General features: G+C 64.9%; 23 protein-coding genes and 1 tRNA gene. 8 read left to right on the top strand and 16 right to left on the bottom strand.

The window, feature by feature from the left end; genetic code table 11:
• Window positions 1-122: 122 nt before the first annotated feature.
• Both OIE67_RS43485 and OIE67_RS43480 read left to right on the top strand, forming a co-directional pair.
• The gene (locus OIE67_RS43485; protein WP_326631521.1) at window positions 123-1,484 is read left to right on the top strand and encodes a sensor histidine kinase; all 1,362 of its coding nucleotides are present in this window, start codon (window positions 123-125) and stop codon (window positions 1,482-1,484) included.
• 108 nt (window positions 1,485-1,592) lie between these two features.
• The gene (locus OIE67_RS43480; protein ID WP_326631519.1) at window positions 1,593-1,898 is read left to right on the top strand and encodes a MazG nucleotide pyrophosphohydrolase domain-containing protein; all 306 of its coding nucleotides are present in this window, start codon (window positions 1,593-1,595) and stop codon (window positions 1,896-1,898) included.
• A gap of 41 nt (window positions 1,899-1,939) precedes the next feature.
• Here the strand turns inward: OIE67_RS43480 and OIE67_RS43475 are convergent, their stop codons facing one another.
• On the bottom strand, window positions 1,940-3,727 hold the full coding sequence (locus OIE67_RS43475; RefSeq protein ID WP_326631517.1) for a bifunctional metallophosphatase/5'-nucleotidase: 1,788 nt from the start codon (window positions 3,725-3,727) through the stop codon (window positions 1,940-1,942).
• 108 nt (window positions 3,728-3,835) lie between these two features.
• Here OIE67_RS43475 and mshD point away from each other — a divergent pair, with 108 nt between their 5' ends.
• Window positions 3,836-4,744, top strand: coding sequence for a mycothiol synthase (mshD, locus tag OIE67_RS43470; protein WP_326631516.1), 909 nt, complete (start codon window positions 3,836-3,838; stop codon window positions 4,742-4,744).
• An 18-nt stretch (window positions 4,745-4,762) separates the two neighbouring features.
• Here mshD and OIE67_RS43465 read toward each other — a convergent pair whose 3' ends face one another.
• The 3 genes from OIE67_RS43465 to dcd all read right to left on the bottom strand — a co-directional run bounded on the left by OIE67_RS43465 (window position 4,763) and on the right by dcd (window position 7,238).
• Entirely contained in the window at window positions 4,763-5,770 is a 1,008-nt protein-coding gene (locus OIE67_RS43465; protein ID WP_326631514.1) for an inorganic phosphate transporter, read from the bottom strand.
• An 8-nt stretch (window positions 5,771-5,778) separates the two neighbouring features.
• Window positions 5,779-6,396, bottom strand: coding sequence for a DUF47 domain-containing protein (locus OIE67_RS43460; RefSeq protein ID WP_106243913.1), 618 nt, complete (start codon window positions 6,394-6,396; stop codon window positions 5,779-5,781).
• 266 nt (window positions 6,397-6,662) lie between these two features.
• Window positions 6,663-7,238 (bottom strand): dCTP deaminase, encoded by a 576-nt coding sequence (dcd, locus tag OIE67_RS43455; RefSeq protein ID WP_326631507.1) that lies wholly within the window; start codon window positions 7,236-7,238, stop codon window positions 6,663-6,665.
• A 111-nt stretch (window positions 7,239-7,349) separates the two neighbouring features.
• Between dcd and OIE67_RS43450 the strand changes: the two genes are divergently transcribed.
• Window positions 7,350-7,420: transfer RNA gene (locus tag OIE67_RS43450), tRNA-Gly, on the top strand.
• A 104-nt stretch (window positions 7,421-7,524) separates the two neighbouring features.
• Here OIE67_RS43450 and OIE67_RS43445 read toward each other — a convergent pair.
• From OIE67_RS43445 to OIE67_RS43405, 9 genes are all read right to left on the bottom strand, one after another.
• Entirely contained in the window at window positions 7,525-8,853 is a 1,329-nt protein-coding gene (locus OIE67_RS43445) for a tyrosine-type recombinase/integrase (RefSeq protein WP_326631506.1), read from the bottom strand.
• Window positions 8,853-9,059: a helix-turn-helix domain-containing protein gene (locus OIE67_RS43440; RefSeq protein WP_326631504.1), complete on the bottom strand. Its 207-nt coding sequence runs from the start codon at window positions 9,057-9,059 to the stop codon at window positions 8,853-8,855. Before OIE67_RS43440 ends, OIE67_RS43445 begins: the two co-directional genes overlap by 1 nt.
• A gap of 12 nt (window positions 9,060-9,071) precedes the next feature.
• Window positions 9,072-10,607, bottom strand: a complete 1,536-nt coding sequence (locus OIE67_RS43435) for a replication initiator (RefSeq protein ID WP_326645671.1) — start codon at window positions 10,605-10,607, stop codon at window positions 9,072-9,074.
• A 127-nt stretch (window positions 10,608-10,734) separates the two neighbouring features.
• Entirely contained in the window at window positions 10,735-11,850 is a 1,116-nt protein-coding gene (locus OIE67_RS43430) for an FtsK/SpoIIIE domain-containing protein (RefSeq protein WP_326631503.1), read from the bottom strand.
• 100 nt (window positions 11,851-11,950) lie between these two features.
• A complete protein-coding gene (locus OIE67_RS43425) occupies window positions 11,951-12,253 on the bottom strand; it encodes a hypothetical protein (protein WP_326631501.1) in 303 nt (100 codons plus the stop codon).
• Window positions 12,250-12,525 (bottom strand): hypothetical protein, encoded by a 276-nt coding sequence (locus OIE67_RS43420; RefSeq protein WP_326631499.1) that lies wholly within the window; start codon window positions 12,523-12,525, stop codon window positions 12,250-12,252. The genes OIE67_RS43425 and OIE67_RS43420 overlap by 4 nt, the downstream gene beginning before the upstream one ends.
• Window positions 12,525-12,935, bottom strand: a complete 411-nt coding sequence (locus OIE67_RS43415) for a plasmid replication, integration and excision activator (protein ID WP_326631497.1) — start codon at window positions 12,933-12,935, stop codon at window positions 12,525-12,527. Before OIE67_RS43415 ends, OIE67_RS43420 begins: the two co-directional genes overlap by 1 nt.
• Before the next feature lie 240 nt (window positions 12,936-13,175).
• The gene (locus OIE67_RS43410; protein WP_246646640.1) at window positions 13,176-13,907 is read right to left on the bottom strand and encodes a GntR family transcriptional regulator; all 732 of its coding nucleotides are present in this window, start codon (window positions 13,905-13,907) and stop codon (window positions 13,176-13,178) included.
• A 185-nt stretch (window positions 13,908-14,092) separates the two neighbouring features.
• On the bottom strand, window positions 14,093-14,326 hold the full coding sequence (locus OIE67_RS43405) for a hypothetical protein (protein WP_326631493.1): 234 nt from the start codon (window positions 14,324-14,326) through the stop codon (window positions 14,093-14,095).
• Between the two features lie 345 nt (window positions 14,327-14,671).
• Here OIE67_RS43405 and OIE67_RS43400 point away from each other — a divergent pair, with 345 nt between their 5' ends.
• The 3 genes from OIE67_RS43400 to OIE67_RS43390 are packed head-to-tail and all read left to right on the top strand — an operon-like array spanning window position 14,672 to window position 18,382.
• Entirely contained in the window at window positions 14,672-15,568 is an 897-nt protein-coding gene (locus OIE67_RS43400) for a DUF5919 domain-containing protein (protein ID WP_326631491.1), read from the top strand.
• The gene (locus OIE67_RS43395; RefSeq protein ID WP_326631489.1) at window positions 15,565-16,410 is read left to right on the top strand and encodes an inositol monophosphatase family protein; all 846 of its coding nucleotides are present in this window, start codon (window positions 15,565-15,567) and stop codon (window positions 16,408-16,410) included. Before OIE67_RS43400 ends, OIE67_RS43395 begins: the two co-directional genes overlap by 4 nt.
• Before the next feature lie 10 nt (window positions 16,411-16,420).
• Entirely contained in the window at window positions 16,421-18,382 is a 1,962-nt protein-coding gene (locus tag OIE67_RS43390) for an AAA family ATPase (RefSeq protein ID WP_326631487.1), read from the top strand.
• 108 nt (window positions 18,383-18,490) lie between these two features.
• On the opposite strand, the gene OIE67_RS43385 is transcribed toward OIE67_RS43390, so the two are convergent.
• From OIE67_RS43385 to OIE67_RS43375, 3 genes are all read right to left on the bottom strand, one after another.
• Window positions 18,491-18,676: a hypothetical protein gene (locus tag OIE67_RS43385; RefSeq protein WP_326631485.1), complete on the bottom strand. Its 186-nt coding sequence runs from the start codon at window positions 18,674-18,676 to the stop codon at window positions 18,491-18,493.
• Between the two features lie 1,035 nt (window positions 18,677-19,711).
• Entirely contained in the window at window positions 19,712-20,125 is a 414-nt protein-coding gene (locus OIE67_RS43380; RefSeq protein WP_326631483.1) for a type II toxin-antitoxin system VapC family toxin, read from the bottom strand.
• Entirely contained in the window at window positions 20,122-20,382 is a 261-nt protein-coding gene (locus OIE67_RS43375; RefSeq protein ID WP_326631480.1) for a CopG family transcriptional regulator, read from the bottom strand. The genes OIE67_RS43380 and OIE67_RS43375 overlap by 4 nt, the downstream gene beginning before the upstream one ends.
• 578 nt (window positions 20,383-20,960) lie before the next feature.
• On the opposite strand from OIE67_RS43375, the gene OIE67_RS43370 reads away from it, so the two are divergent.
• Window positions 20,961-21,647, top strand: coding sequence for a helix-turn-helix domain-containing protein (locus tag OIE67_RS43370; RefSeq protein WP_326631478.1), 687 nt, complete (start codon window positions 20,961-20,963; stop codon window positions 21,645-21,647).
• The last annotated feature ends 141 nt before the right edge of the window (window positions 21,648-21,788 follow it).

Raw genomic sequence — 21,788 nt, 5'->3', positions numbered from 1 at the left:
CGGAGCGGAATGTACGGAGAGTAGCCGCCATCCGCTCAGCCTCCGGCGAAAGTCCATGTTGTGAAGCCCTGCGGCGGGTAAATGTGACACACAGTGATGCTGTGCGGAGGGTGGGATGGGGTGTGCGGCTGTTTCCCCGCTCGATCCGGGCGCGCCTGACCACGTCGGCGGTCCTGGTGGCGGGCGTCGTCCTCATCGGCTCGGCCTTCCTCACGCTCGGCATCGTGCCGGACAGCCTGCGCGGCGTCGTCCACGGCCGGGTCGAGCTGGCCGTACGGCGGGTCGCCATCGAAGCCCGTAACGGCAACCTGCCCGCGCAACTGGAGCCGCCGGCCCGCGTGCCACTGCTCCGCGTGGTGGCGGACGACGGCACGATCGTCGCGAGCAGCCCCTCCTTCCCCGAGGCGGCGCGCGTCACGGCGGCGCTGCGGCCGGGCACGTTCGACCGGGTCGAGACCACCAGGATCGAGCTGACCAGGCACGAGGAGGACGCCGAGACCAACCACCTGGTCAAGGCCATCCGGGTGCGGACGCCCGACGGCCCCGTCACCGTGTACGGAGCCGCCTCCCTCGCCGACGTGGAGCGCGGCCTCATGGTGATCCACCTCATGGTGTTCCTCGGCATCCCGCTCATCCTGGCGCTGATCGGCAGCATCACCTGGGCCGTGGTCAGGGGCGCTCTGCGGCCGGTCGAGCGGATCAGGGCCGAGCTGGCCGAGATCACCGGGCGCGACCTGAGCCGGCGCGTCCCCGTACCCGGGACCGGCGACGAGATCGCGGGGCTGGCCGCCGCCACCAACCACACCCTCGACCGTCTCGAACGCTCGGCCGAGACCCAGCGCCGCTTCGTCGCCGACGCCTCGCACGAGCTGCGCAGCCCGGTCTCGGCCCTGCGCGCCCAGCTGGAGGTGGCCGGCGCCTACCCCGGTGAGACCGACTGGCCGGTCGCCGGGGCGCGTGCTCTGGCCGCCGCCGACCGCCTCACCGGCATCATCGACGAACTGCTCATGCTGGCCAAGCTCGACGCGGGCGCGATCACCCAGCGCGGTGTGGTGGACATGTGCGACCTGGTCACTGATCAGGTACGCCGCCGCGAAGGCGGCAAGATCCTCATCTACTTGCACCTGTGCGAGAAGGCTCCCGTCCACGGCTCGTCGCTGCAACTCGACCGACTCCTGACCAACCTGCTCGACAACGCCGCCCGGCACGCCGCGTCCCGCATCGACGTCGAGGTGACGGTACGGGGGGACCGGGTGGTGCTGACGGTGACCGACGACGGAGACGGGATCGCGCCGCAGGACAGGGAGCGGGTGTTCGAGCGGTTCACCCGGCTGGAGGCGGCCAGGGCCAAGGACAAGGGCGGCAGCGGCCTCGGCCTGCCCCTGTCGAGGGAGATCGCCACGGTGCACAAGGGCACCCTCACCGTCGCCGACCACGAGCCCGGCGCCCGATTCGTGGCCGTCCTGCCCCTGCACCGATCCTGAGCCCCAGCCGTATTGCCCCTGCACCGATCCTGAGCCCCGGCCGTCCTGCTCCTACAGCCGGGCCCGATCCGGCGGACCGGCCGCCGCGGCGGCCCTAGACTCGGCGGAATGGATCTGCGTGAGCTCTCCGACGAGATCGAGCCGATCTCGGCCCGCTACGCGAACGCCATCGGGGTCGAACGCGACGACACCTGGTTCCTGCTCAAGCTGCAGGAGGAGGTGGGCGAGCTGACGCAGGCGTTCCTCATGCTCACCGGCCGGGCCAGGACCAAGGGCCGCACCGAGGAGGAACGCGACGCCGACTTCCGCGCCGAGCTGGCCGACGTGCTGTGCCACGTGGTCCTCATGGCCCGCAACCACGGCGTGGACCTGGAGACGGAGATCGAGCGCAAGTGGCTGGCCTGGAAACGCTGAGGGCCCGCCTCCAGGACGGAGACGGGCCCTCGTGACGGTGCTCAGTCCACAGCGGTGATGCGGTTCGTCGCCGGCGGGGCGATCGGGTTGTCGCGGCCGAGCTGGTCGACGAAGGCGTCGATGTCCAGCGGCCCGCTCCACAGCTCCGTGCCCTCGGTGAAGGCGAGGAAGGCGTCACCACCGCCCACCAGGAAGTTGTTGGCGGCGACCCGGATCGTCTGGGTGTCCGTCACCGGCACCCCGTCGATCTTCATGTCGGAGACCTTGGAGCCCCAGGCGGCGCCCCGGCTGTAGGTGTAGGTGAAGTTCGCCGACGGCTGCAGGATCTTGGTGAAGGCCTGGTTGTTCGGCCCGCCGGTGAACTGCTGCTCAAGCACCGTCTTGAGCTGGGCGCCGGTCAGCGTGACGACCTGCATCAGGTTGTTGAACGGCTGCACGGTGAACGCCTCGCCGTAGGTGACGACGCCGTCCCCCTCGTTCACGGGAGAGCTCGTGTACGCCAGCGACGCCCGTACGCCACCCGGGTTCATCAGCGCGATCTGCGCGTTGCCGCCCGTCCGCGTGGCGGCGAGCTGGCCGTCGGCGATGAGGTTGCCGAGCGGCGACTCGCCGGACGGCGCGGCCGTGTTCGTGATGTCGGCACTGATCGTCCCGACCGGGCGGTTCGCGACGGGGGCGACGCGGTCCTTCCAGGTCTGCACGAACGCCGAGATCTCGGGGTCGGCGGGGACCGTACGGGTCACGACGTGGTTGTCCGCGACGACGGAGGCGCGTTCGACGTCCCGCGTCTTGGTGTTCACCCTCAGGTCGACCTGCGTGATCACGCGCCCGAACGAGCCGCCCTGGGAGTACAGGCGGTCCTGGCCGGCCGGGTCCTTCACCTTGCACAGGTACGCCTGGTGGGAGTGGCCGCTCAGGATGAGGTCGATCTCGGCGTCCACCTGCGTGGCGATGCGGTTGCCCGCTCCCGGGACGGCGCTGCAGGCGTCCGGCGACTGGCCGGCCGTGACCTGGTCGCCTTCGTGCACCAGGACGACCTGGGCTTTCACGCCGACCAGCTTGAGCAGCTTGGAGGCCACGTTCGCCGCCTTGACCTCGTCCACGAACTTGAGGTCCTTGATCCCCTCGCTCGTGACGATGCTCGGCGTCGTCTGCGTGACCAGCCCGATGAAGCCGATCGGCACGCCGTTCATCACCTTGATGCTGACGGGCGGCAGCGCGGGCACGCCCCAGTCGGCCAGGACCTGCTTGACCTTGGCCGAGTTCGACCCGCCGAGGGCGGCCAGCGCGTCCGTGCGCTCACGGGGGTTCTTGAACAGGACGTTCGCGCCCACGTAGTCGAACTTGGCGCCCTTCCACTTGCCGGCCGGCGAGCAGCCGTCGACCGGGTGGCAGCCGCCGTTCATGATCCGGCGCAGCTCGGTGTAGCCCTCGTCGAACTCGTGGTTGCCGACCGCGGCCACCTTGAGCCCCAGCTTGCCCATGAACTCCACCGACGGCTCGTCGTGGTAGGCCGCAGAGACCAGCGGCGTCGCCCCGATGAGGTCGCCCTGGGCGACGGCGATGGTGTTCCTGTCGGTCAGGCCCTTCATGTGCGTGGCGATGTAGGCCGCGCCGCCGGCGTCGACCGTGTTGCCGTTCTCGTCCACCATGCGGCCCGAGGACCCGGTCGGCGGTTCGAGGTTGCCGTGGAAGTCGTTGAGCGCGAGCAGCCGGACGGGAACCGTCTTGGGGGCTTTGCCCGCGTCCGCCGGAAGGGTGGTGAACAGGACCCCACCCGTGGCGACGGCTCCGGCCAGCGCCAGCCGGAGGAAGGAACGAGACGTCATGGCCCAAGACGTTACGGCGGGAAGCTATGCAGCCAATGTCGCAAAGGTAACGATTTGCCGGGCTGCCGCATGGCGTTATTTGCCAGTCGGCCGCCTAGAGTTCGTTCTGTGACTGCGCGCGTGGAGATCAGGGAACGGCTGGACGACCAGGAGATCGACAGGGTGCTCGGCCTGGTGGCGGCGGCGACGGAGACCGACGGTGTCCGCCCGCTCAACGAGCACGTGATGCTCCATCTACGCTACGGCGGCGACGCGCAGGCGCGTTCGCTGCTGGCGTACGCGGATGACGCTCTGGTGGGTTACGCCCACGTCGACCCGACCGACGAGGTCGAGGGGCCGAGCGTGGAGCTGGTCATCCACCCGGCTCATCGCCGCCACGGGCACGGCACGCGCGTGCTGCGCACGGTCATGGAGCTGACCGGCGGCAGGCCCCGGCTGTGGGCCCACGGGGACCACGCCGGCGCCGGCGCTCTGGCCGCCGCGTTCGGCTTCGACCGGGTGCGGTCGCTGTGGCAGATGCGGCGTTCCCTGTACGCGCCGCTGGCCCCGTACACGCTGCCCGAGGGCGTGAGCGTGCGCACCTTCGTGGCCGGACGGGACGAGGAGGCCTGGCTCAAGGTCAACGCGGCCGCCTTCGCCCACCACCCCGAGCAGGGCGCCTGGACGATGGACGACCTGCTGCGGCGCGAGCAGGAGCCCTGGTTCGACCCCGAGGGCTTCTTCCTGGCTTTCAGAGGCGATCGGCTCGTCGGCTTCCACTGGACGAAGATCCACGGCTCGTCAGACCACGGCCACGAGCCGCTGGGCGAGGTGTACGTGGTCGGCGTCGACCCCTCCCAGCAGGGCACCGGCCTGGGCAAGATCCTCACCCTGGCCGGGCTGGGCCACCTGCGCTCGCGCGGTCTCGCCCAGGCGATGCTGTACGTGGACGAGACCAACACGGCGGCGATCCGGCTGTACGAGTCCCTCGGCTTCAACCGCTGGGACGTGGACGTGATGTACGCGCCGGCGGAGTGATCCGGCGGACTGGCTTCCTTACCCTTCCACGACGGCGTGCAGGACGAAGTAGGACAGAGCGGCCACCAGCGCAGCCGCGGGGATGGTCAGGATCCATCCGGTCACGATGTTCCCGGCGACCCCCCACCGCACGGCACTGAGCCGCTTGGTGGCCCCCACGCCCATGATCGCCGAGGTGATCGTGTGCGTGGTGGAGATGGGCGCCCCGAACCCGATGGCGGCCCCGTACAGGACGGTCGCCGCCGCCGCCTCCGCGGCGAACCCCTGGGGCGGGTCCAGCGCGATGATCCGCCGGCCCAGCGTGCGCATGATGCGCCAGCCGCCCGCGTACGTGCCCAGGGAGATCGCCCCCGCGGCGGCGAGGATGACCCACTGCGGGATGCCGTCCGACGGCTGCGCGAAGCCGCCGACGGTGAGGGCCAGGAAGATGACGCCCATCGTCTTCTGCGCGTCCTGCAGCCCGTGCCCGAGCGCCATGGCGGCGGCCGAGACGGTCTGCGCGTAGCGGAAGCCGCGGTTCGTCTTGCCCGGCTGGCTGTTGCGGAAGATCCAGTAGATCGCGATCATGATCGCCGCGGCGAGGGTGAACCCGATCAGCGGTGAGAGCACCATCGGGATGACGACCTTCGCCACCACGCCGTCCCAGTGCACCACGCTGGCCGAGGCCAGCGCGGAGCCCACCAGGCCGCCGATGAGCGCGTGACTGGAGGAGGAGGGCAGGCCGAAGTACCAGGTGATCAGGTTCCAGGTGATCGCGCCGATGAGTCCCGCGGCCACGATGACCAGGCCGTGCGAGCCGTCGGGAGCGTCGATGATGCCCTTGCCGACCGTCTGCGCGACCTGGGTGCCCAGGTGGGCGCCGATGAAGTTCATGGCCGCCGCCATGAACAGCGCGGCCCTGGGGGTCAGGGCCCGGGTCGAGACGGAGGTGGCGATGGCGTTCGCCGCGTCGTGGAATCCGTTGGTGTAGTCGAAGATCAGGGCTATGACGACCACGCCGATGACGAGGCCGAGCGTGAGGTCCACCGCTGGTCCTAGCTTTCCTTGACCGCGATCGACTCGACCGTGTTGGCCACGTGCTCGAAGGCGTCGGCCGCCTCCTCGAGCGCGTCGACGACCTCCTTCATCTTCATCACCGTGAGGGCGTCGTACTCACCGCTGAACAGCTTGGCCAGCAGCCGCCGGTAGACCTGGTCGCCCTGGTTCTCGAGCCGGTTGACCTCGATCCAGTACTCGTTGAGGTTCTTCATCGAACGCAGCCGCGGCATCGCCTCGGCGGTCAGCTCCGCTGCCCGCTCCAGCACCTCGACCTGCCGTACGACGTCCTTGGGCAGGTGATCGATCTGGTAGAGCACGATGAGGTCGGAGGCGGCCTCCATCGCGTCCATGACGTCGTCGAGGTTCGAGGCGAGCCGGTAGATGTCCTCGCGGTCGAACGGGGTGATGAAGCTCTCGTTGAGCCGGTTCATGATCGCGTGGGTGCGTTCGTCACCGGCGTGCTCGCAGGCGCGCATCTTCTCGGCCAGGGCTTCCCTGTCCGAGCCGTCACTGATGATCTCGACCAACAGACGGGATGCCGTGACCAGGTTGTTCGCGGAGTCGGCGAACAGGTCGTAGTAGCTGTCCTCACGTGGCGTGAGACGCAGGCGCACGTCGTTCTCCAGATGTGCGGGGATGGTCCGTGGATGAGGTTATGGCTAACCAGGCGAAATGCGAACTTCATGTCCCCTTCGCCTACTGGCTACCCGGCGGAGGTTCTGCGACACCGCGATTCCGCGTAGTTTTCGGCGTTTTTCTGCACCTCGAACCCCTTCGAGAGCCGGTCAAAACACCTCGTGCGCGGGCGATGTCCCGATCTTGGTCACTTACTTGTTCCGCTGATGTTCACCTGTTGTTCATCTAGTGCGGCTCTTCTCGTTCAGATCTTCGTCCGATGGAAGTTCCGGTACGACCGTGACGGAGTCGGACCTCGCTGGCCCTGATACCGCGAACCGTACTTGGCGGACCCGTAAGGGTGCTCCGACGGGGAGCTGAGCCGGAACACGCACAACTGCCCGATCTTCATCCCCGGCCACAACTTGATCGGCAACGTCGCCACGTTCGACAGCTCCAACGTCACATGCCCGTTGAACCCCGGATCGATGAACCCGGCCGTCGAATGCGTCAGCAGCCCCAGCCTCCCCAGCGAACTCTTCCCCTCCAGCCGCGAGGCCAGGTCGTCGGGCAGGCTGACGACCTCGTAGGTGGAGGCCAGCACGAACTCGCCCGGATGCAGGATGAACGGCTCGTCCCCGCTCGGCTCCACCATCCGCGTCAGATCCGGCTGCTCGACCGAAGGGTCGATGTGCGGATATTTGTGGTTTTCGAAGACCCGGAAGAACCGATCGAGCCGCACGTCGATGCTGGAGGGCTGGATCATCTCCGGGTCGAACGGATCCAGAGCCAGACGGCCGGAGTCGATCTCGGCAAGGATGTCACGGTCAGATAGCAACACGGGGAGCAACTTACCGGTCGGGTGGGGATGGGGTGCGAAGTTGGGTGGGGCTGAGATTGCTGAAGTGCGCCAAGTTTCCGCTAGAGTGGTGGATGCGCCTTCGGGCCGCACGCGGGTGTAGTTCAATGGTAGAACATCAGCTTCCCAAGCTGACAGCGCGGGTTCGATTCCCGTCACCCGCTCTCATGGTGAAGGCCCAGGTGGGGACTTGAATCCCGACCCGGGCCTTAGTTGTTTCCGGACTGGTTCGATCTTCGCGGGCCATTAACGGGCCATTAGCTCGTGATCAGCCTGCGGGGACCAGTGCGCCCGCTGTGCCCTCGTCGTCGTCATCGTCTCGCGCTTCGAGTTGCCGATCGATGGCGTTGGTGATCGCCTCGTCGGCTCCTCTGACCGCGTGCTGGTAGATCATGGCCGCTCGTACGTTGTCGTGTCCCATGCGTGCCATGAGGTCCTTGAGGCCCGCGCCGGACTCGGCGGCCAGCATGTTGCCCGTGTGCCTCAGATCGTGGAAATGGAGCCCCGACAGGCCCATCTCCGAGACGACGTCCACCCACCGCGTGCGGGTGTTGAAGCCGCTGCGGGGTATCGGGCCGCCCTTGGCCGCTGGGAACATGAGGGCGCCCGGCTCGTCTTGGACGTAGGTGTCCATGTGCTTTTGAAGGACGGGGACGATGCTCTGCGGGATGCCGACCGTTCGGCGTCCGGCCTTGGACTTGGGAGGCCCCAGCGCCAGCCCGCCTGCGGAGCGCTCGACGAAGGCGACCCGGACGCGGACCGTACGTGCCTTGAGATCGACGTCCATCCGGCGTAGTGCGCTGACCTCGCCCCACCGCAGGCTCACGAAGGTGGCCAGCAGCACCATCGCACGGAACCGCCGGTCCTGGGTGGAGTCGGCCTTTCCATCCATGGCCATCTTCCAAAGTGCACGCTCAGCCGCTGCACGCGCGTGGAAGATCTCCGGATGAGTGCGCATCGCGCCGTGGCGTTGGAATCGCAGCCGATATTCCTGGTCCTTGATCTTGCGGACATTGCCGATCGGACGTAGCCCTACTCGGTCGGCCAGCTCGGACACCTGGGAGACGATGAGCACGGGACGTTCTTGTGCGTGCTCGTCGCCGGCCCCGCGGATTCGGCACGGGTTGTGCGGGATGACGCGGTCGTCGGCGGCGGTCATCAGTACAGCCCTTAGCAGCCGATATGCCTTGGCCGCCATGCTCACCGATACTCCGTTGCCGAGCAGATCGGCCCGCCATTGCCGAACAGTCGAAGTGCTGATCTTGGCTATCTGGACGTTGCCGAGATGCGGCGTGATGTGCTTCTTCAGCAGCCAGCGATAGAGATCGACCGTCCGGGGACGCAGACCAGGGCGTTGAGCGATCCAGGTCTCGGCGTAGTCGCGCAGCTTGACCTTGCCGCGTTCTGGATCGTTCCATTCGCCCTTGATGATCTGTGCCTCGATGGGCGAGAGTGCTCGTTCCGCGTCGGACTTGCGTTCGTAGGTGTCGGTGCCTGTGCGCATCCGGCCATCCGGTGCGGGATAGCGGATCTGGTACCGCCCTGACTCCCGCTTGCGAATGCTGCCGAAACGGCGGTGGTTCTCCTTGTTCGCCATCAGGCGGCCCTCCCGGTTGCGTCGAAGGTCGTCATGGGCGCGACTGTCCCGGCGACGACGAAGGCGATCAGTGCGGACTCACGGATGCGGACGTGCCGCCCGACCTTCACGAACTCGATCCGGCGTTCGGCGATCAGTCGGCGGACGAAGCGAACCGAGGTGCTGAGCAGGTCGGCCGCTGGCGGGACGGTGAACAGTTGGTCCAAGATCTCCTCCTCTCAGGCTGCCTGCGGAGTTGCCGAAAGTTCTTCGAGGCGTCTCAGGTGAGCGCGCCATCGCTGGCGTTCGGCGATGGATCGCAGGAGCCGGACACCGATCGGAGCGACGTCGGGATCGCCTGGCTTGACCGGTTGCCAGATGTAGCGGTGTGGGTCGGTGGGTTCGTCGGCCTGGCCGAGCGCTTCCAGGACCCAGGTGCGGCGATCCTGCTTGTGCTCGGCGAGCGTCTTGCTGCTCCACTTGCGGGAGACGAGGACCCGGCGACCGGCGTAGCCGAGGTGTTCGGGCTTGTGGGCCTTGGACCTACACCGGCCGGGCATCATGCCCTGCTTGGCGCTCTTGGGCTGCACGCCGTACCGGAGCCAGTTCGGGCAGGTCGGCGAGCATGGTTCGTAGCGCAGGGCATCGACGAAGCGGGCCGCGTGTTCCCGCGAGGCCTGCCCATCCAAGGTCTCGCCCAGGCTCTTCGTGAGGTACTTGGACAGGTACCGGATGCACTGATCGGCGTCCGGCGACCCGGCGAGCACCCCCTTGACGTCCACCTGGTCACCGAAGCGGATCACGTGCATGGGCTCGTCGCCGAGCTGATCGAGAGCTTCGTCCCAGGTGGGGAGGACCTCGCCCGTGTCGGGATCCACGTAGCCGACGCCGTCGTTCCAGACGGGCAGACGGTCACCCTCGAAGCGCGCTTCATCCGCCTGAGGCCACCAGATCTGGTGATAGGTCGCCGCCGCGATCTGCTTCATCTCGGCGCGCGGCAGAGTGCCCCGGACGGCCATGTGCAGGTGCGGGGCGAGCCGCTTCTGAGGCTCAACCGTGGCGAAGTACTGCACGTCATAGCCAGCGACCCGGCGAAGGTTCTGCACGAACCGGTCCACCAGCTTGGAGAAGTGCAGCGCGTCACGAGCCGCCCGAACGTAGTCGTACGTGTCCGAATCGATGGGAGCGCCGTTCATGACCTTGCCGTAGCTCGGCAGGGTGAGCGTGACGAACAGCGAAGGACGATAGGTCCTGCCGTCCGACGCTTCGAAGGTCCGGCCCAGAGTTGTGCTGCCCATCTTCCGCTTGGGCAGGTCGGGTGCGTCCTGGCGACGCTTCGTTGAGCGGACCCGCTTGGATCCCGTACGCCCCAGCACGTTGCCGCGCATCCCGGCCTCGTTGATCTCGATGTCGAGCCCGGTGAGCGCGGCGTCCAAGTCGGAGGTGTCGCCGCCGGCCTTTTCCTCCTCGTCGCGCTTGGCCTGCATGTCGGCCCGGAACTCGACGAGCCAGCGCTGCCCATCGGTCGCCTCGTCGGGCGTGATGATCGGCTCCTCATCGAGGTGCCATCCCTCCCGGCACTGCGCCATTCGGAGCTGCCGGTTGCGCTTGGCGCACGGAGGACACTTGCTCTCCAGCGGTGAGCCGCACGGAACATCGACGACCTCTGACTTGCCGGTCGTCATGTCGAGCCGCCTGAGCGCGACGGGCCGGATGCAGACGCCGTGAAGCTTGGCGATCTCCTCGGCCACGTCGCGGGCGAGCGGTTGAGCCATGCGGACAGCGCGCGGAGTCTTGCGGTCGTTCAACGGACCCCCTCTCCGATCTCGGGGAACGTGAGCGCGGTCTGTCCGCACTCGGAGCACTCGACCAGGCCACGCACCGAGTCGAGCCAGAGGACATTCAGCACCCCGCACGAAGCGCAGCGGAGGCCAGCGTGGCCAGGGCAGCCGAGATGCGCTGCCTGAGCTGCCTGTCGGACTGGTAAGCGGTTAGGAACGCCACCTCGTCGACCACGACCAGGACGAAGGGATCGTCGAGGGTAGGCGTGTGCGAACGCTGGACCCCGGCGAAGCGAGCCGCACGCTTCTGCATGACGCTCACGGCCTCATCGAGCAGGTCAGCGCAGTCAGCGGGATCAGCCGCGTACCGGCCGCCGAAGAGAGCCCTGCCGTACGACAGCTCCATCAGCTTCGGATCGAGCGCCCAGATCTCGACCAGGCCCGCGTGCATGGCAGGCATGAGGCCATGAATCGCTGACCAGATGATCGAGCCCTTGCCCGCCCCAGTGGCCCCGGCGACGAGGACATGAGTCCCATGCAGCCGGAGAAGCCACGGCGAGCCGTCCTCTTGCCTGCCGATCTCGACCGGCCCGACAGTCGGTGTATCCGGAATCGGAAGCGCTGCTATCGGCGTCGCCAACGGATCGTGACGTGGGAAGGTCAGCACGAGTTGGCCGGGCTTGGCCACCGAGACCCGACACGTCTCCGACCCGAAGCCATGGGACAGGTTCTCGAACCTGTCGGACCAGTCCTTGACCGCTTGGCCGTCGAGCATGCGGACGGTGAACCGATCGGCCCAGGAATCGGAGGTGACCTTGACCAGCCGCGGAATGTACTCCCGTCCGCGTATGTGCCGAGCCAGCCCGGCGACGGCCATGACCGGTTGCCAGTGCCGCCTATAGATCCAGAACCAGCGGCCGAAAGCGACCATCCGCCAGCCGATCCATCGTGCGAATGTCGCCCTGTCGAGGATCGCCCAGGCGCCCATGGCCACGAGAGCCGGAACGACTAGCAACAGCGCGACGCGCCAGCCGTACACGAGGCAGAGCCCAGCGGGAACGGCGATCGTGGCCAGCGCGACGGGATGCCGCCAGACGAGGCGGAAAAGGCCGGCTACGAACCGGGCGATGAAGATGACCAGAGTGATGATGGCCGGGGTCTGCACCACGGCCGGTTTGAAGACCACCGCCGTGTCAGGGGTGGTGGAGACGATGCGGTGCGGCTCGTCGCCGGGCATCCTCTTGAACATTAGGGTGAAGTCCTTCCATGCATGTCGCGTGTGTGCGGAAGACCGAGGGGCCGCCGGAAGTTGCCGCTTCCTGCGGCCCCGCTGAGCATCAGGCCGCCTCGCTGTCGGTGGCCTTGCCTGACTCGCCGGAGTGCAGCCGCTCGCAGTCGGCCAGGTACCGAGCGGCGGCGTTGAAGATCTCGCGAGCAATGGTCAGGTCGTCGTCGGTCACCGATCCCGAGGTCGAGACGGTCACCGAGGCGTCTGAGGCGTTCAGGTCGAAGCAGGGCTTGCCGTTCTCCCCGAGCCAGGCACGCGCCCGCAGTTCCGCCGAGCAGAAGGCGACACTGAACCGCGATGGCTGATCGGGACGCATGGAGACGGTGACATAGGTGTACGGGCTGAGCGTCATCGACCCGCCACCCCCAGCCCGTTCGGCAGGCCGTGGAACATGCGCTCCACCGCACCCGCGAACATGGCGGCCTCCCGCGCCAGACTCCGAGCGAACTCGACGTCGTCGAGGGTGACGTGATCGTTGGCCGACGTGGTGACGAGTACCTGTGTGCCGCCGAAGACGAGCCCCAGGACCGGCGACCGCTGCGGATACGGATGGTTCCGCACATCAGCGCCCTGGCCGACCTTGAGCGCGATAGTGCTGACCGGACGGGCCTTCTGCCGCCCCATCACGCCGCGTCCTTGGCGGCCGTGGTCTTACCGGCCGGACGAGGAGCGCGCATCTCGCGAACCTTGATCGAGTAAGCGAGCCGTCCGGCCTGGTTGACGTAGGGCGTTGCGGTCATGTGGTCGAACTCGACCGGCGTGAACGGCAGCCCGGCCATCGGAGCCGGAGGAACCGGCTGTACCGGGCTGAGGATCTTGACAGAGACGGTCTTCTGAGCCGCCTTGAGCGTGGGGTCGGCGTCCATGACGCTGACCTGCCAGACGAGCTCTCCGCTCTGCTTGTCGCGGGTCTGGACGAAGCGCCCGTTGGTCGAGGCGTCGAAGTCCTTGACGGGCTCGACCTCGCCCACGATGTAGCAGCCGTGCGGGAAGACCATGTCGAACGAGACGGGGATGGGACCTTGCAGTGCCATGAGACTTACTCCTGGCTTGTCGTCTTGTCGAGTTGTCATGAAGGTACCCACAGCTCTGGGACTTGACAACACGAGTTAGCGGGATTTCTTCAAGATCTTTATAGAGCAAGGAGAAATGCGCACATAAGACACGTGGCGAACCGGATCAATTCATGACATAGCAAGGAAAGCAGTAATGCGGAGAATGTCCCGGTTTAGGCCGAGTGTTGCGAAATGGGGAGCTGTGGGGCAGGTTCTGAATCAGAGCGAGTAGGAGTCTTCCAACTCGTGAAGATCGCCCGGCAGCACTAGATCCACGACAAGCACGGGCCGTCCGCCGCCGTTGAACACGCTGGCCAGCACTCCGAGAACCGGCGCGCTCTTGCGTATCTCCATGAGCTTGGCTTCGTCCGTCGAGGGGTGCCGAGCGCTCAGCCGTTCGACGACGTGTTGGAGCTTGAGACCCTTGCTCTCTCGGAGATGTTCTCTGATGCCGGCGTGGAGAGGCTCCGCCTCGCCGAGCTGCGTTCCCTCGGCCTGATGCACCGGACACCACACGGTGAACAGGTCTGTCGGACGCTCGTCATCGCGGAAGAGAACACGGCGCCGTACGACCGTGGATCCCTCCGGCACGTCCAGCAGTTTGGCGACTGCCGCAGAGGCCGCCACGGGTCCGGCGTCGATGACCGTGCTGTTCTCGTCGGCTTCCACACGATCCAGGACGGCCCGTCCCGGACGGGGATTCTGGCTGGACGCGCCCGGTGGGGCCGCCTTCACGAAGGAGCCCTTGCCATGCTCCCGCTCGATGACGCCGCGGAGCTGGAGAACCTGGAGGGCGCGGACGACCGTTGGACGGCTCACCTTGAAGTCTCGAACAAGCTGCGTCTCGGAGGGCAGCAGGGAGCCAGGCGGATAGGTCCCGTCCGCGATCTTCTGCCTGATCGTCTGCACGATCTGGGCGTACTTCGGTGGCGCGAACTCTTCAGAGGACATGACGACCATCCAACAACTCGACTTGTCGTAAAGCCTAGTTGGAGTTGGTCAACCTGTCTCCCCCTCTGCCGTGGGAAGCGTACGGACTGGTGGAGGGACTGTCCGACTGCGCTACGGCAAGCCCCTCCACCAGCTCCAAGACACGACGGTTCAGCACCCCTGAACTCGACTTCCGTCGTGCCCGCCTATTGAGCCCCGCCGTCGAGAAGGGCGACCCAGACTTCACACGCTTCCTTGTAGCGCCAGCGATAGGTCTCGTGAACCTGCTGCACGACGCCGTCACGGCGTTCGGTCCGGAGGATGTAAAAGAGACCGGCCTCACGACACAGCTCGTAGACCACGTCCTCGCAGTCGCAGGTGTACGCGATCACGCGCAGGGAGTCCTGCTCCAGTGCGGCCTCCCGCCATACCAAGCGCATACAGTCCGTCCGAGGTGGGGCGACATGAGGAGCGAGGCAGCCAACGTAGATGTTCACAGCAGCGCACCCGCCTGTCCGGTCCCGTTGCACCGCCAGCAGTCGTCCTGGTGGCGCTCGTCGATGGCGGCGTCGGCCGGATACTCAGCCGCCACAACGCTCTGGCGAAGGCTGACGTACTTCCAGCCCCGTCCTGAGCAGCAGCTACATGGCGCAGTCATGCAACGAGGATTGCCCGAGGACGCGTCGCGTTTCGATCGCTCCTGGATACCGTCTGTGATCGACTCGTTGCTTTTCGTCTCCTCTTTGTCTCGTCCGAGCCCGTCTCTGTCGCTAATCTGGGCTCATATGGCACCCCAGCCCGAGGCGCGGATCATGACTGACCAGCCGATCCTGTTGAAGACTCTCCTGACGCAACGCCATTGGCAGACGTACAGCACGTTCTGTAAGGAGTACGACAAAGCGGCCAAGAAGGTGGACCCGTCATTGCAGGGCGGCTGGCCGAGCCGGGCGCAGCTTCACCGATGGCTGAACGGAGAGCTTAAGGGTCTGCCGTACTCGGGTCACTGCCGCGTCTTGGAGGCGATGTTCCCTGGCAGGTCGGCGCATGAACTGTTCTCCACGACCGCCGTCGAGATCCCCGCCCAGAGAACAGAGCCGGACCCAGCCACGAGAGCCGACCCCGACGCCGCAGTAACCGCCCCTCAGTTGGCCGACGTGACCGCCGTCTTTAGCAGCCGTTCGGCTTTCTCCTCCGCATATCCGGCCTCGTCGTTGTTCGACGACGCGAAGGAGATCAACGCAGCGGGCCTATCGCTCAACATCCTCTGCCAGAGTTACCCCGATCATCAGCTCAAGCGCCTGCTCGACTCCGGCACGCGCATTCGCTGCCTCTTCCTCGATCCGAAGGGCCAAGCGATCCGCGCCCGCGAAGCGGAAGAGGGCTACACCGACAGCACCCTGACGACCCTCACAGCGCTCAACATCAGCATGCTGACCAGACTGCGCGATCGGCTCGACACCACGTCGGCCCAGCGCCTTGAACTCCACGTCTACGACGAGACGATCCGATTCAACCTGATCATCGTGGACCGGGCGTTGTGCGTGGTCCAGCCTTACCTGCCGCAGGCACGCGGAGTCGATTCACCTACCTTTGTGATCACGGACAACACCGCCGCAGAGGGGTTGTTCCCCATCTTCGACCAGGTGTTCAGGGATATGTGGGAGCGGAGCAAACCCGTATGACCATCGACGCCCGAACTATTCTCCCCATCGCAGAGCGTGCCGTATCGATCGCCAGCGAGATCATTCGCACAAAGGCCCCCGGCGTCGTCACGGCTAAGGGCGACCGGGACATGGCAACGGAGGTTGACTACGCTGTAGAGCATGCTGTACGGAAGTTCCTGTCCCGTGAGACGCCTGAGATCAGCTTTCTTGGCGAGGAGGAAGGCGTTAGCCGATCAGGTGACGGGCTGATGTGGGCGCTGGACCCAGTAGACGGTACGGCTAACTTCCTCCACGGTATTCCGCTGTGCGGGGTGTCCTTGGGCTTGGTCGACAAAAACATGCCCACGCTGGGAGTCATCGATCTGCCGTTCCTCAATATTCGCTATTCGGCAGCCGAAGGGGCCGGCGCTCAGGCCAACGGATTGAGCATGCAGGTGAGCGAGGCCCGTGATCTACGGACCGCCATCGTTGCTCTCGGCGACTATGCAGTTGGCGAGAACGCGCTGGATCGGAACAGGCCACGTCTGGCTTTGACCCAAGAGCTAGCCGCACGTGTTCAGCGCGTACGTATGTTTGGTTCAGCCGCTATCGACCTCGTATGGGTAGCCGAGGGCAGGATTGACGCTAACATCATGCTAAGCAACAACGCGTGGGACACTGCAGCAGGCGTCATCATCGCCCGCGAGGCCGGAGCCATTGTCGTCGATCTGGATGGCAGCCCTCATACAATGAATTCGTCTGCAACCCTCGCTGCAAGCCCTGGCATATTGGCGGACCTGGTGGAACTGGCCGCTGAGGCAACAAGGACAGGTGTATCGCGAAGCCAGCCGAAGCGTGATGACATGATTCAAACTCCTTAAGGCGACCTGAATGCATCTTGCTCAGCTCGAACTTATTCATTTTCGAGCATACTCGAGAGCTACTATCGAATTTCCAGCATGCGGACTGCTGCTTATAGCGGGTCCTAATAATAGTGGGAAAAGTAGTGTGCTGACCGCGCTAGAGGTGCTAGCAGGGCGATCGATCTCGCCCGACATGTGCCATGTTGCAGGGCAGGCGCCGATAATACACGCCCGATTCAGATTGACTGATATCGAGCGAGCGCAGATGCGCAATCTGGTTGTCGCTAAAAAGCACGACCTAGCCAGCGAAGGATCCTTTGATTGGGTTGAGTGGAAATATACTTCCACTCAAGCGGGTGAGCGGTGTCCAGTGCAGCTCATTGGACCGGGAGCTTCTGGCAAAGAGTACATCCTCGCCACTAACCATCTCGACCATACTGGTCATGTTTGGCACTATAGTGAGGCTGCCGCCCTGCACAGAGAAGTTCCTGAAGACGATTCGAGTGTGATAGATCGAGGACGAGCCGGCAGCCCAAATTCATATATAGAAAATCCTGGAAGCCCTGCTCTTGCGCCGCTAACGACAGCCTTCCTCTGCTGGCGTGAACAATTCTTTCATTTTCCCGCCCTGAGGCAAGGAACCACTCACATCCAACAATTGCAGTCGAGTGATAGAATTGGCCCAACGGGAAGTAACTTAGCGGCTGTTCTATTGCATCTACAAACTAACGATCCAGAGAAATGGCATCGCCTGCAAGCGGTCCTAGCTCAAATCGTGCCGGATGTTGGGGAACTGCGACTTGACACGCGAGGCACCGAAGTAAGCATCACTTTTGTGGATCCTTGCCACACCACGTTCAGGCACAACCTGAAAAATCTTGGCACAGGTGTAGAGCAGCTCCTAATGACCCTTGTTGTGGGATTGGCGCATCCCGCTCCAGCTGTCGTCGGAATCGAAGAACCCGAGACTGCGCTGCATCCAGCTGCACAAAGAGCACTGGTAAGTCTGCTTAGCGATTGGTCCGCGGAGCGTCTCTTTGTAATTACTACTCATTCGCCAATTTTTCTTGATGCACCGGGAAGGGCTGCGACAGTCCTAGCTGTGAGAAGAATGGCAGGAAAGTCGACGATCCTCCCCGCAGAACCTACCCTCGCAGCCGTCTTCAAGGAACTCGGTATCCGGCTCAGCGACGTCTTGTCAGCCGATCGCATCCTTCTGGTAGAAGGTCCGAGCGACCAGGACATCTTGGGTGTCTGGTTTCCTCTGCTCCAAAGCGATCCTCATCTCGCAATAATCAATGGGGAAGGCGGCGAAAATGCCCGAATGGCAGGTGTTCTGAACTCCTGGCTTAGAGCTGCGGACAAATTATCTGAACGCCGAGTCCTCTACGTGCGAGATCACGACGAGTTGCCGCCACGACTTGTTGAGCGTCTGCTGACTTCTGGCAATACCTTCGTTCTAGCCCGTCGCGAGATCGAGAACTACTTGCTCGACAGCAGAGCAATTGCGGCAGTGCTTGCCTCATACGATGGAAAACCAAAAAGAGACATCAGCGCAGACGAAGTCGCTATTGCCATGAAAGATTCAGCCGATGGACTACAGGACGTTGTAATACTCAAGAAAGTGTGTCGCGAGCTCGGATCGCTGACCTATGTCGACAATGCTCTAAGAGGCAAGCTGGCAAAAGAGAAAGCCGACAAAGATCGACTGTTGCGCGAGCTTAGGGAACGCGTTCCCAGTGAAGCCGAACTCTCCCATAGGGTTGACGCCTTGTGGTCGGCAGCCGAAGAAGAAGTTTCCGCTCGGTGGGAGAACGATTGGCTAAAATTAGCTCCCGGCGCAGATGTTCTCACGCAGCTTTGGCGTGACTTCCTCGGTCGAAAATACAATAAGCAGCGCGACGGCAAGAAGCTCGCAATGGAAATCGGGCAAGCACCTCCGGAGCTCGCGGAAAGGATCACAATATTTATGGATCGGAGCGACGACTAAACACATGATGATCGCAAGTGTGCAATGTGACGGCCATCTCGCGACTGCAAGTTTCGTTGGTGCAGTCCCTAACAACTAGCCGAGCTTGCCGAGTTGTTCTTGTAGGTATCAAGCGGCGGCGCGGCGCGCCGCCGTACGCCCCGCGCCGGCGCCGCCGCGCTGCGCGTGCGGCCTGGGGGCCGTTCTCGCGCGGCGCGCCGCGCGGGGCATCGCCGTAGCACCGGACGCCTCGTACGGACAGAACCCGCCGACCGAGCGCCGCACCGCCGCCAAAGTGGCAGACTGCACGCTCATGGGGACGACGAGCACCCTTACCGTCTGGATCGCACCTGTCTTAGGCCTACTCGGTGCCCTGCTGGGTGGCTTCCTGGCGCCGTGGGTGAACGCGCGGTTAAGCCACGCTACTGCTAGGCGTACCGCCTTCGACAATGCCATCTCAGCGATTCGTACGGCTCAGGTGGTACGACACCGCCCTGTTAGCGTTCAAGCTGAGGCCCTCGGTGGAGATGTTGATCGTGCGCGAGAATTCTCAAGAGAGCTCGTGGAGCGAGGACTCGAACGGTTCATCGAGTCCCAACAGGCAGCGATTGAATCTCTCGCACAGCTTGAGCCTCATTATGTTCCGCGCCGCTCTGCTCGGAGCACATGGGAAATCACCGAACCTGAAGCCGAGGCTCTGATCAAGGAGTTGGTGACGGCTCGTGACTCGGCACGCTTTCGGCGAAAGACGCGTTCCATGTCCAAGCAGGCGATGTCAGCGTTGCCGGAGCCGCCGAGGATAGGTCAAGAGGATTCCGCCTCCGGCGGGGGCTCTCCGGCTCCGGGATGAGTATCGTGTCGTGGACCATGGCCGTAGATGGCTGAGGTGGAAGCCTGATCATCCCACCCACCATCAACCCGGGACAAGCCGAGCAGACCAGGGCCACGGGTACCAGATCGTTCGTCCGGTGGGGCGCTCCATCTGGTACCCGTAGCCCTGGCCCGCTTCCCCTTCGGGCGGGTCGACGGCAGACGGGATGATCAGGCGGGCGGCGTGCGCGCGTCGCGCGGGAAACACCAGCTCACGGGTTGATCGTCGTGCCATTAAGGGCGGTAACGAGGGGTCAACGACGGTCACTCACGACCGGCCTCAGCCGCAGGTCAACGTCCCTACGAGGCAAGATCCCTGCAATTCCCAAGCTGACAGCGCGGGTTCGATTCCCGTCACCCGCTCTCAGTCTGAAAGCCCAGGTGGACCGGTGATCCGGTACCTGGGCTTCGTTGCTTCCTCAGGCTGTTGATCTCTGCGCGCCATTACGCGGTTGGAGCCAGCGGGGCCCAGGGCATGGCTCAAACCTTGATGACAGTGAGGCGTACACCGCACAGTGCGGCGAGGTCCTCGGGATCGGAAGTGAGAATCGTGACGGGGCCTGAGGCTGCGAGAGCGGTGGCGCCGAGCATGGCATCGATGGCGTACTTATGCCCGTGCAGACCGGCGTTGGACAAGAGCATGGCGGCGTGGCGGGCGATTGCTTCGGTGACCGGTTCGATGACGAGGCGGGACAGCGTCCATTCCAGGGCTGGCCGGTTGACGCGGGGGTGGACCACCTCGACAAGAGTGGCGGCAGAGGTGATGACGCGGAGGTCGTCAGCACGGGCGAGAGTGAGCCATGCGGTGATCGTACGGTCGCGCTGGACGGCCTTGGCCAGTCCCTCGCTGTCGAGGACAAGGGTGCCGCCAGGAGCGGCGGGAGAACGGGTCACGCAGCCGCCCCACCATCGGCCTGTCCCCGTCGGGTCTGGTGGAGTTGGTCACGCAGTGCCTGGACCTCATCGTCGGTGATGGGGCCGTGCTCGGCCTCGGCGACCTGGATGAGTTCGTTGAGGTTGTCGCGCTCGATCTGGCGGGCGACGGCGGCGGCGACGTAGGCGGACAGGCCGGAAGGGCCACTCCGAGATCGGGCGGCCTCGGCGATGTCACGCGGCATGGTGATCGAATACTTGCCAGTAGGCTCGCTCATGCCCTCTATCCTACCTCTCATCCTCCCGTAGTCGCTGAGGGGGTTGTGTATCGGCGAGAGCTGATCGGCTTCTTGCATCCTTTCGCAGCGCCGCCAGCCGTGCCCGTTGCGTGCCCGTTCGGACAGCGATCAACGGAGAGTCGCGGGAACTCACGGTCACTCGACTGCCATTGGCCCAGGTGAGCGTTTCCCCGTTCCAGACCGTGCCTCCCAGGGGCTTCGCCCCCTTCGACCCCCTGAAAACCCCGCTCGCTTCGCTCGCCCCCGCCCGTTGCCTGGTTATACGGTGGGCTGGCTGATGCCCGCCCCGAGCGGGCCTCGCTAGCGCTCCTCTCGGGCTCTTTCCACCGGGTCGGTGCGAGCTTGCCGCCCACGATCACTTAGCGGACTCGCTGAACAGAGCGGCAGAGGCGAGATTGACGCCGGCATCATGTCGAGGCAACTCATGGGACACCGCCGCAGTCGTCGTCATCGCCCACCATGCCGGAGTCGTTTACTTCTGTGGCGGGTCGTCCCGTGCGGTTGCCGTGCCCCTGCGGTACACGAGATATGCAAAGCGTGGCATATGCACTGGGCGCGTGAGTGAAGAGCTCTACGACATCGAGCTCGAGCCGGTGGTAGAGGCTTGGCTGGGCACTCCCTCCGACCGGGATCACGCCGCCGTCGAACGGCTCGCTGATTCGGAGACTGGATGCCGTACGGTCATGCTCGGGGTCTGGGGGATGGATTGTGGGAGTTGCGCTTCGATATCTCCCATCATTCCGTGCGGCCCACCCATTGGCTGGCCGGGCGGTCCTGCTGACTGCTTTCTACGAGACGCGAGACTGGCGCCACGGGATGGGGAGCGCGCCTTCAAGGCGATGGCTGAATGTATGGCCGGCGGCTGGAGCACGGTGCCGCGCATGGGATCTATAAGGGGAGGGCTGAAGGGGACGGCCGGGCACGGCAAGTGGAAGACGATCAAGGCCAAGCGGCTTGCTGGTGAGGCGGTGAGGCCCGAGTATGCCGCGATGGTGGAGGAGGCACGCTTTGGGCAGGAGCTTGGTGCGGCCGTCCATCGCCGCAGGGTCGAGCTGGGTTTTTCGCGGGCGGAGTTGGCTGAGCGGTCCGGTATGACGCAGCCGCAGGTCTCCCGTTTGGAGGGTGGGGCCCACATGCCGACGATTCCGCTGATGGTGCGGTTGGCGGCGGCGTTGGAGATCGATGGGGTGATACACGGTGACGTCTCCGCGCCGGTGGAGTTTCGGGCCATCACGGCCGCGTGAGAAAGGAAGTATCGCGACATCAAGCTGAATGGTGTGTCTGCTTTGTCTTCGCGCGGGTCGGCGGCGGACGGGGTGATCAGACTGGCGGCACGTGCGCGTTGCGCGAGTGTCGGACGAGACGATCCGCTTCAACGTGATCAT

Origin of the sequence: Nonomuraea fuscirosea (assembly GCF_035917475.1) — a bacterium.
Lineage (GTDB): Bacteria > Actinomycetota > Actinomycetes > Streptosporangiales > Streptosporangiaceae > Nonomuraea > Nonomuraea fuscirosea.
This window is presented reverse-complemented; position numbering and strand designations above follow the sequence as displayed.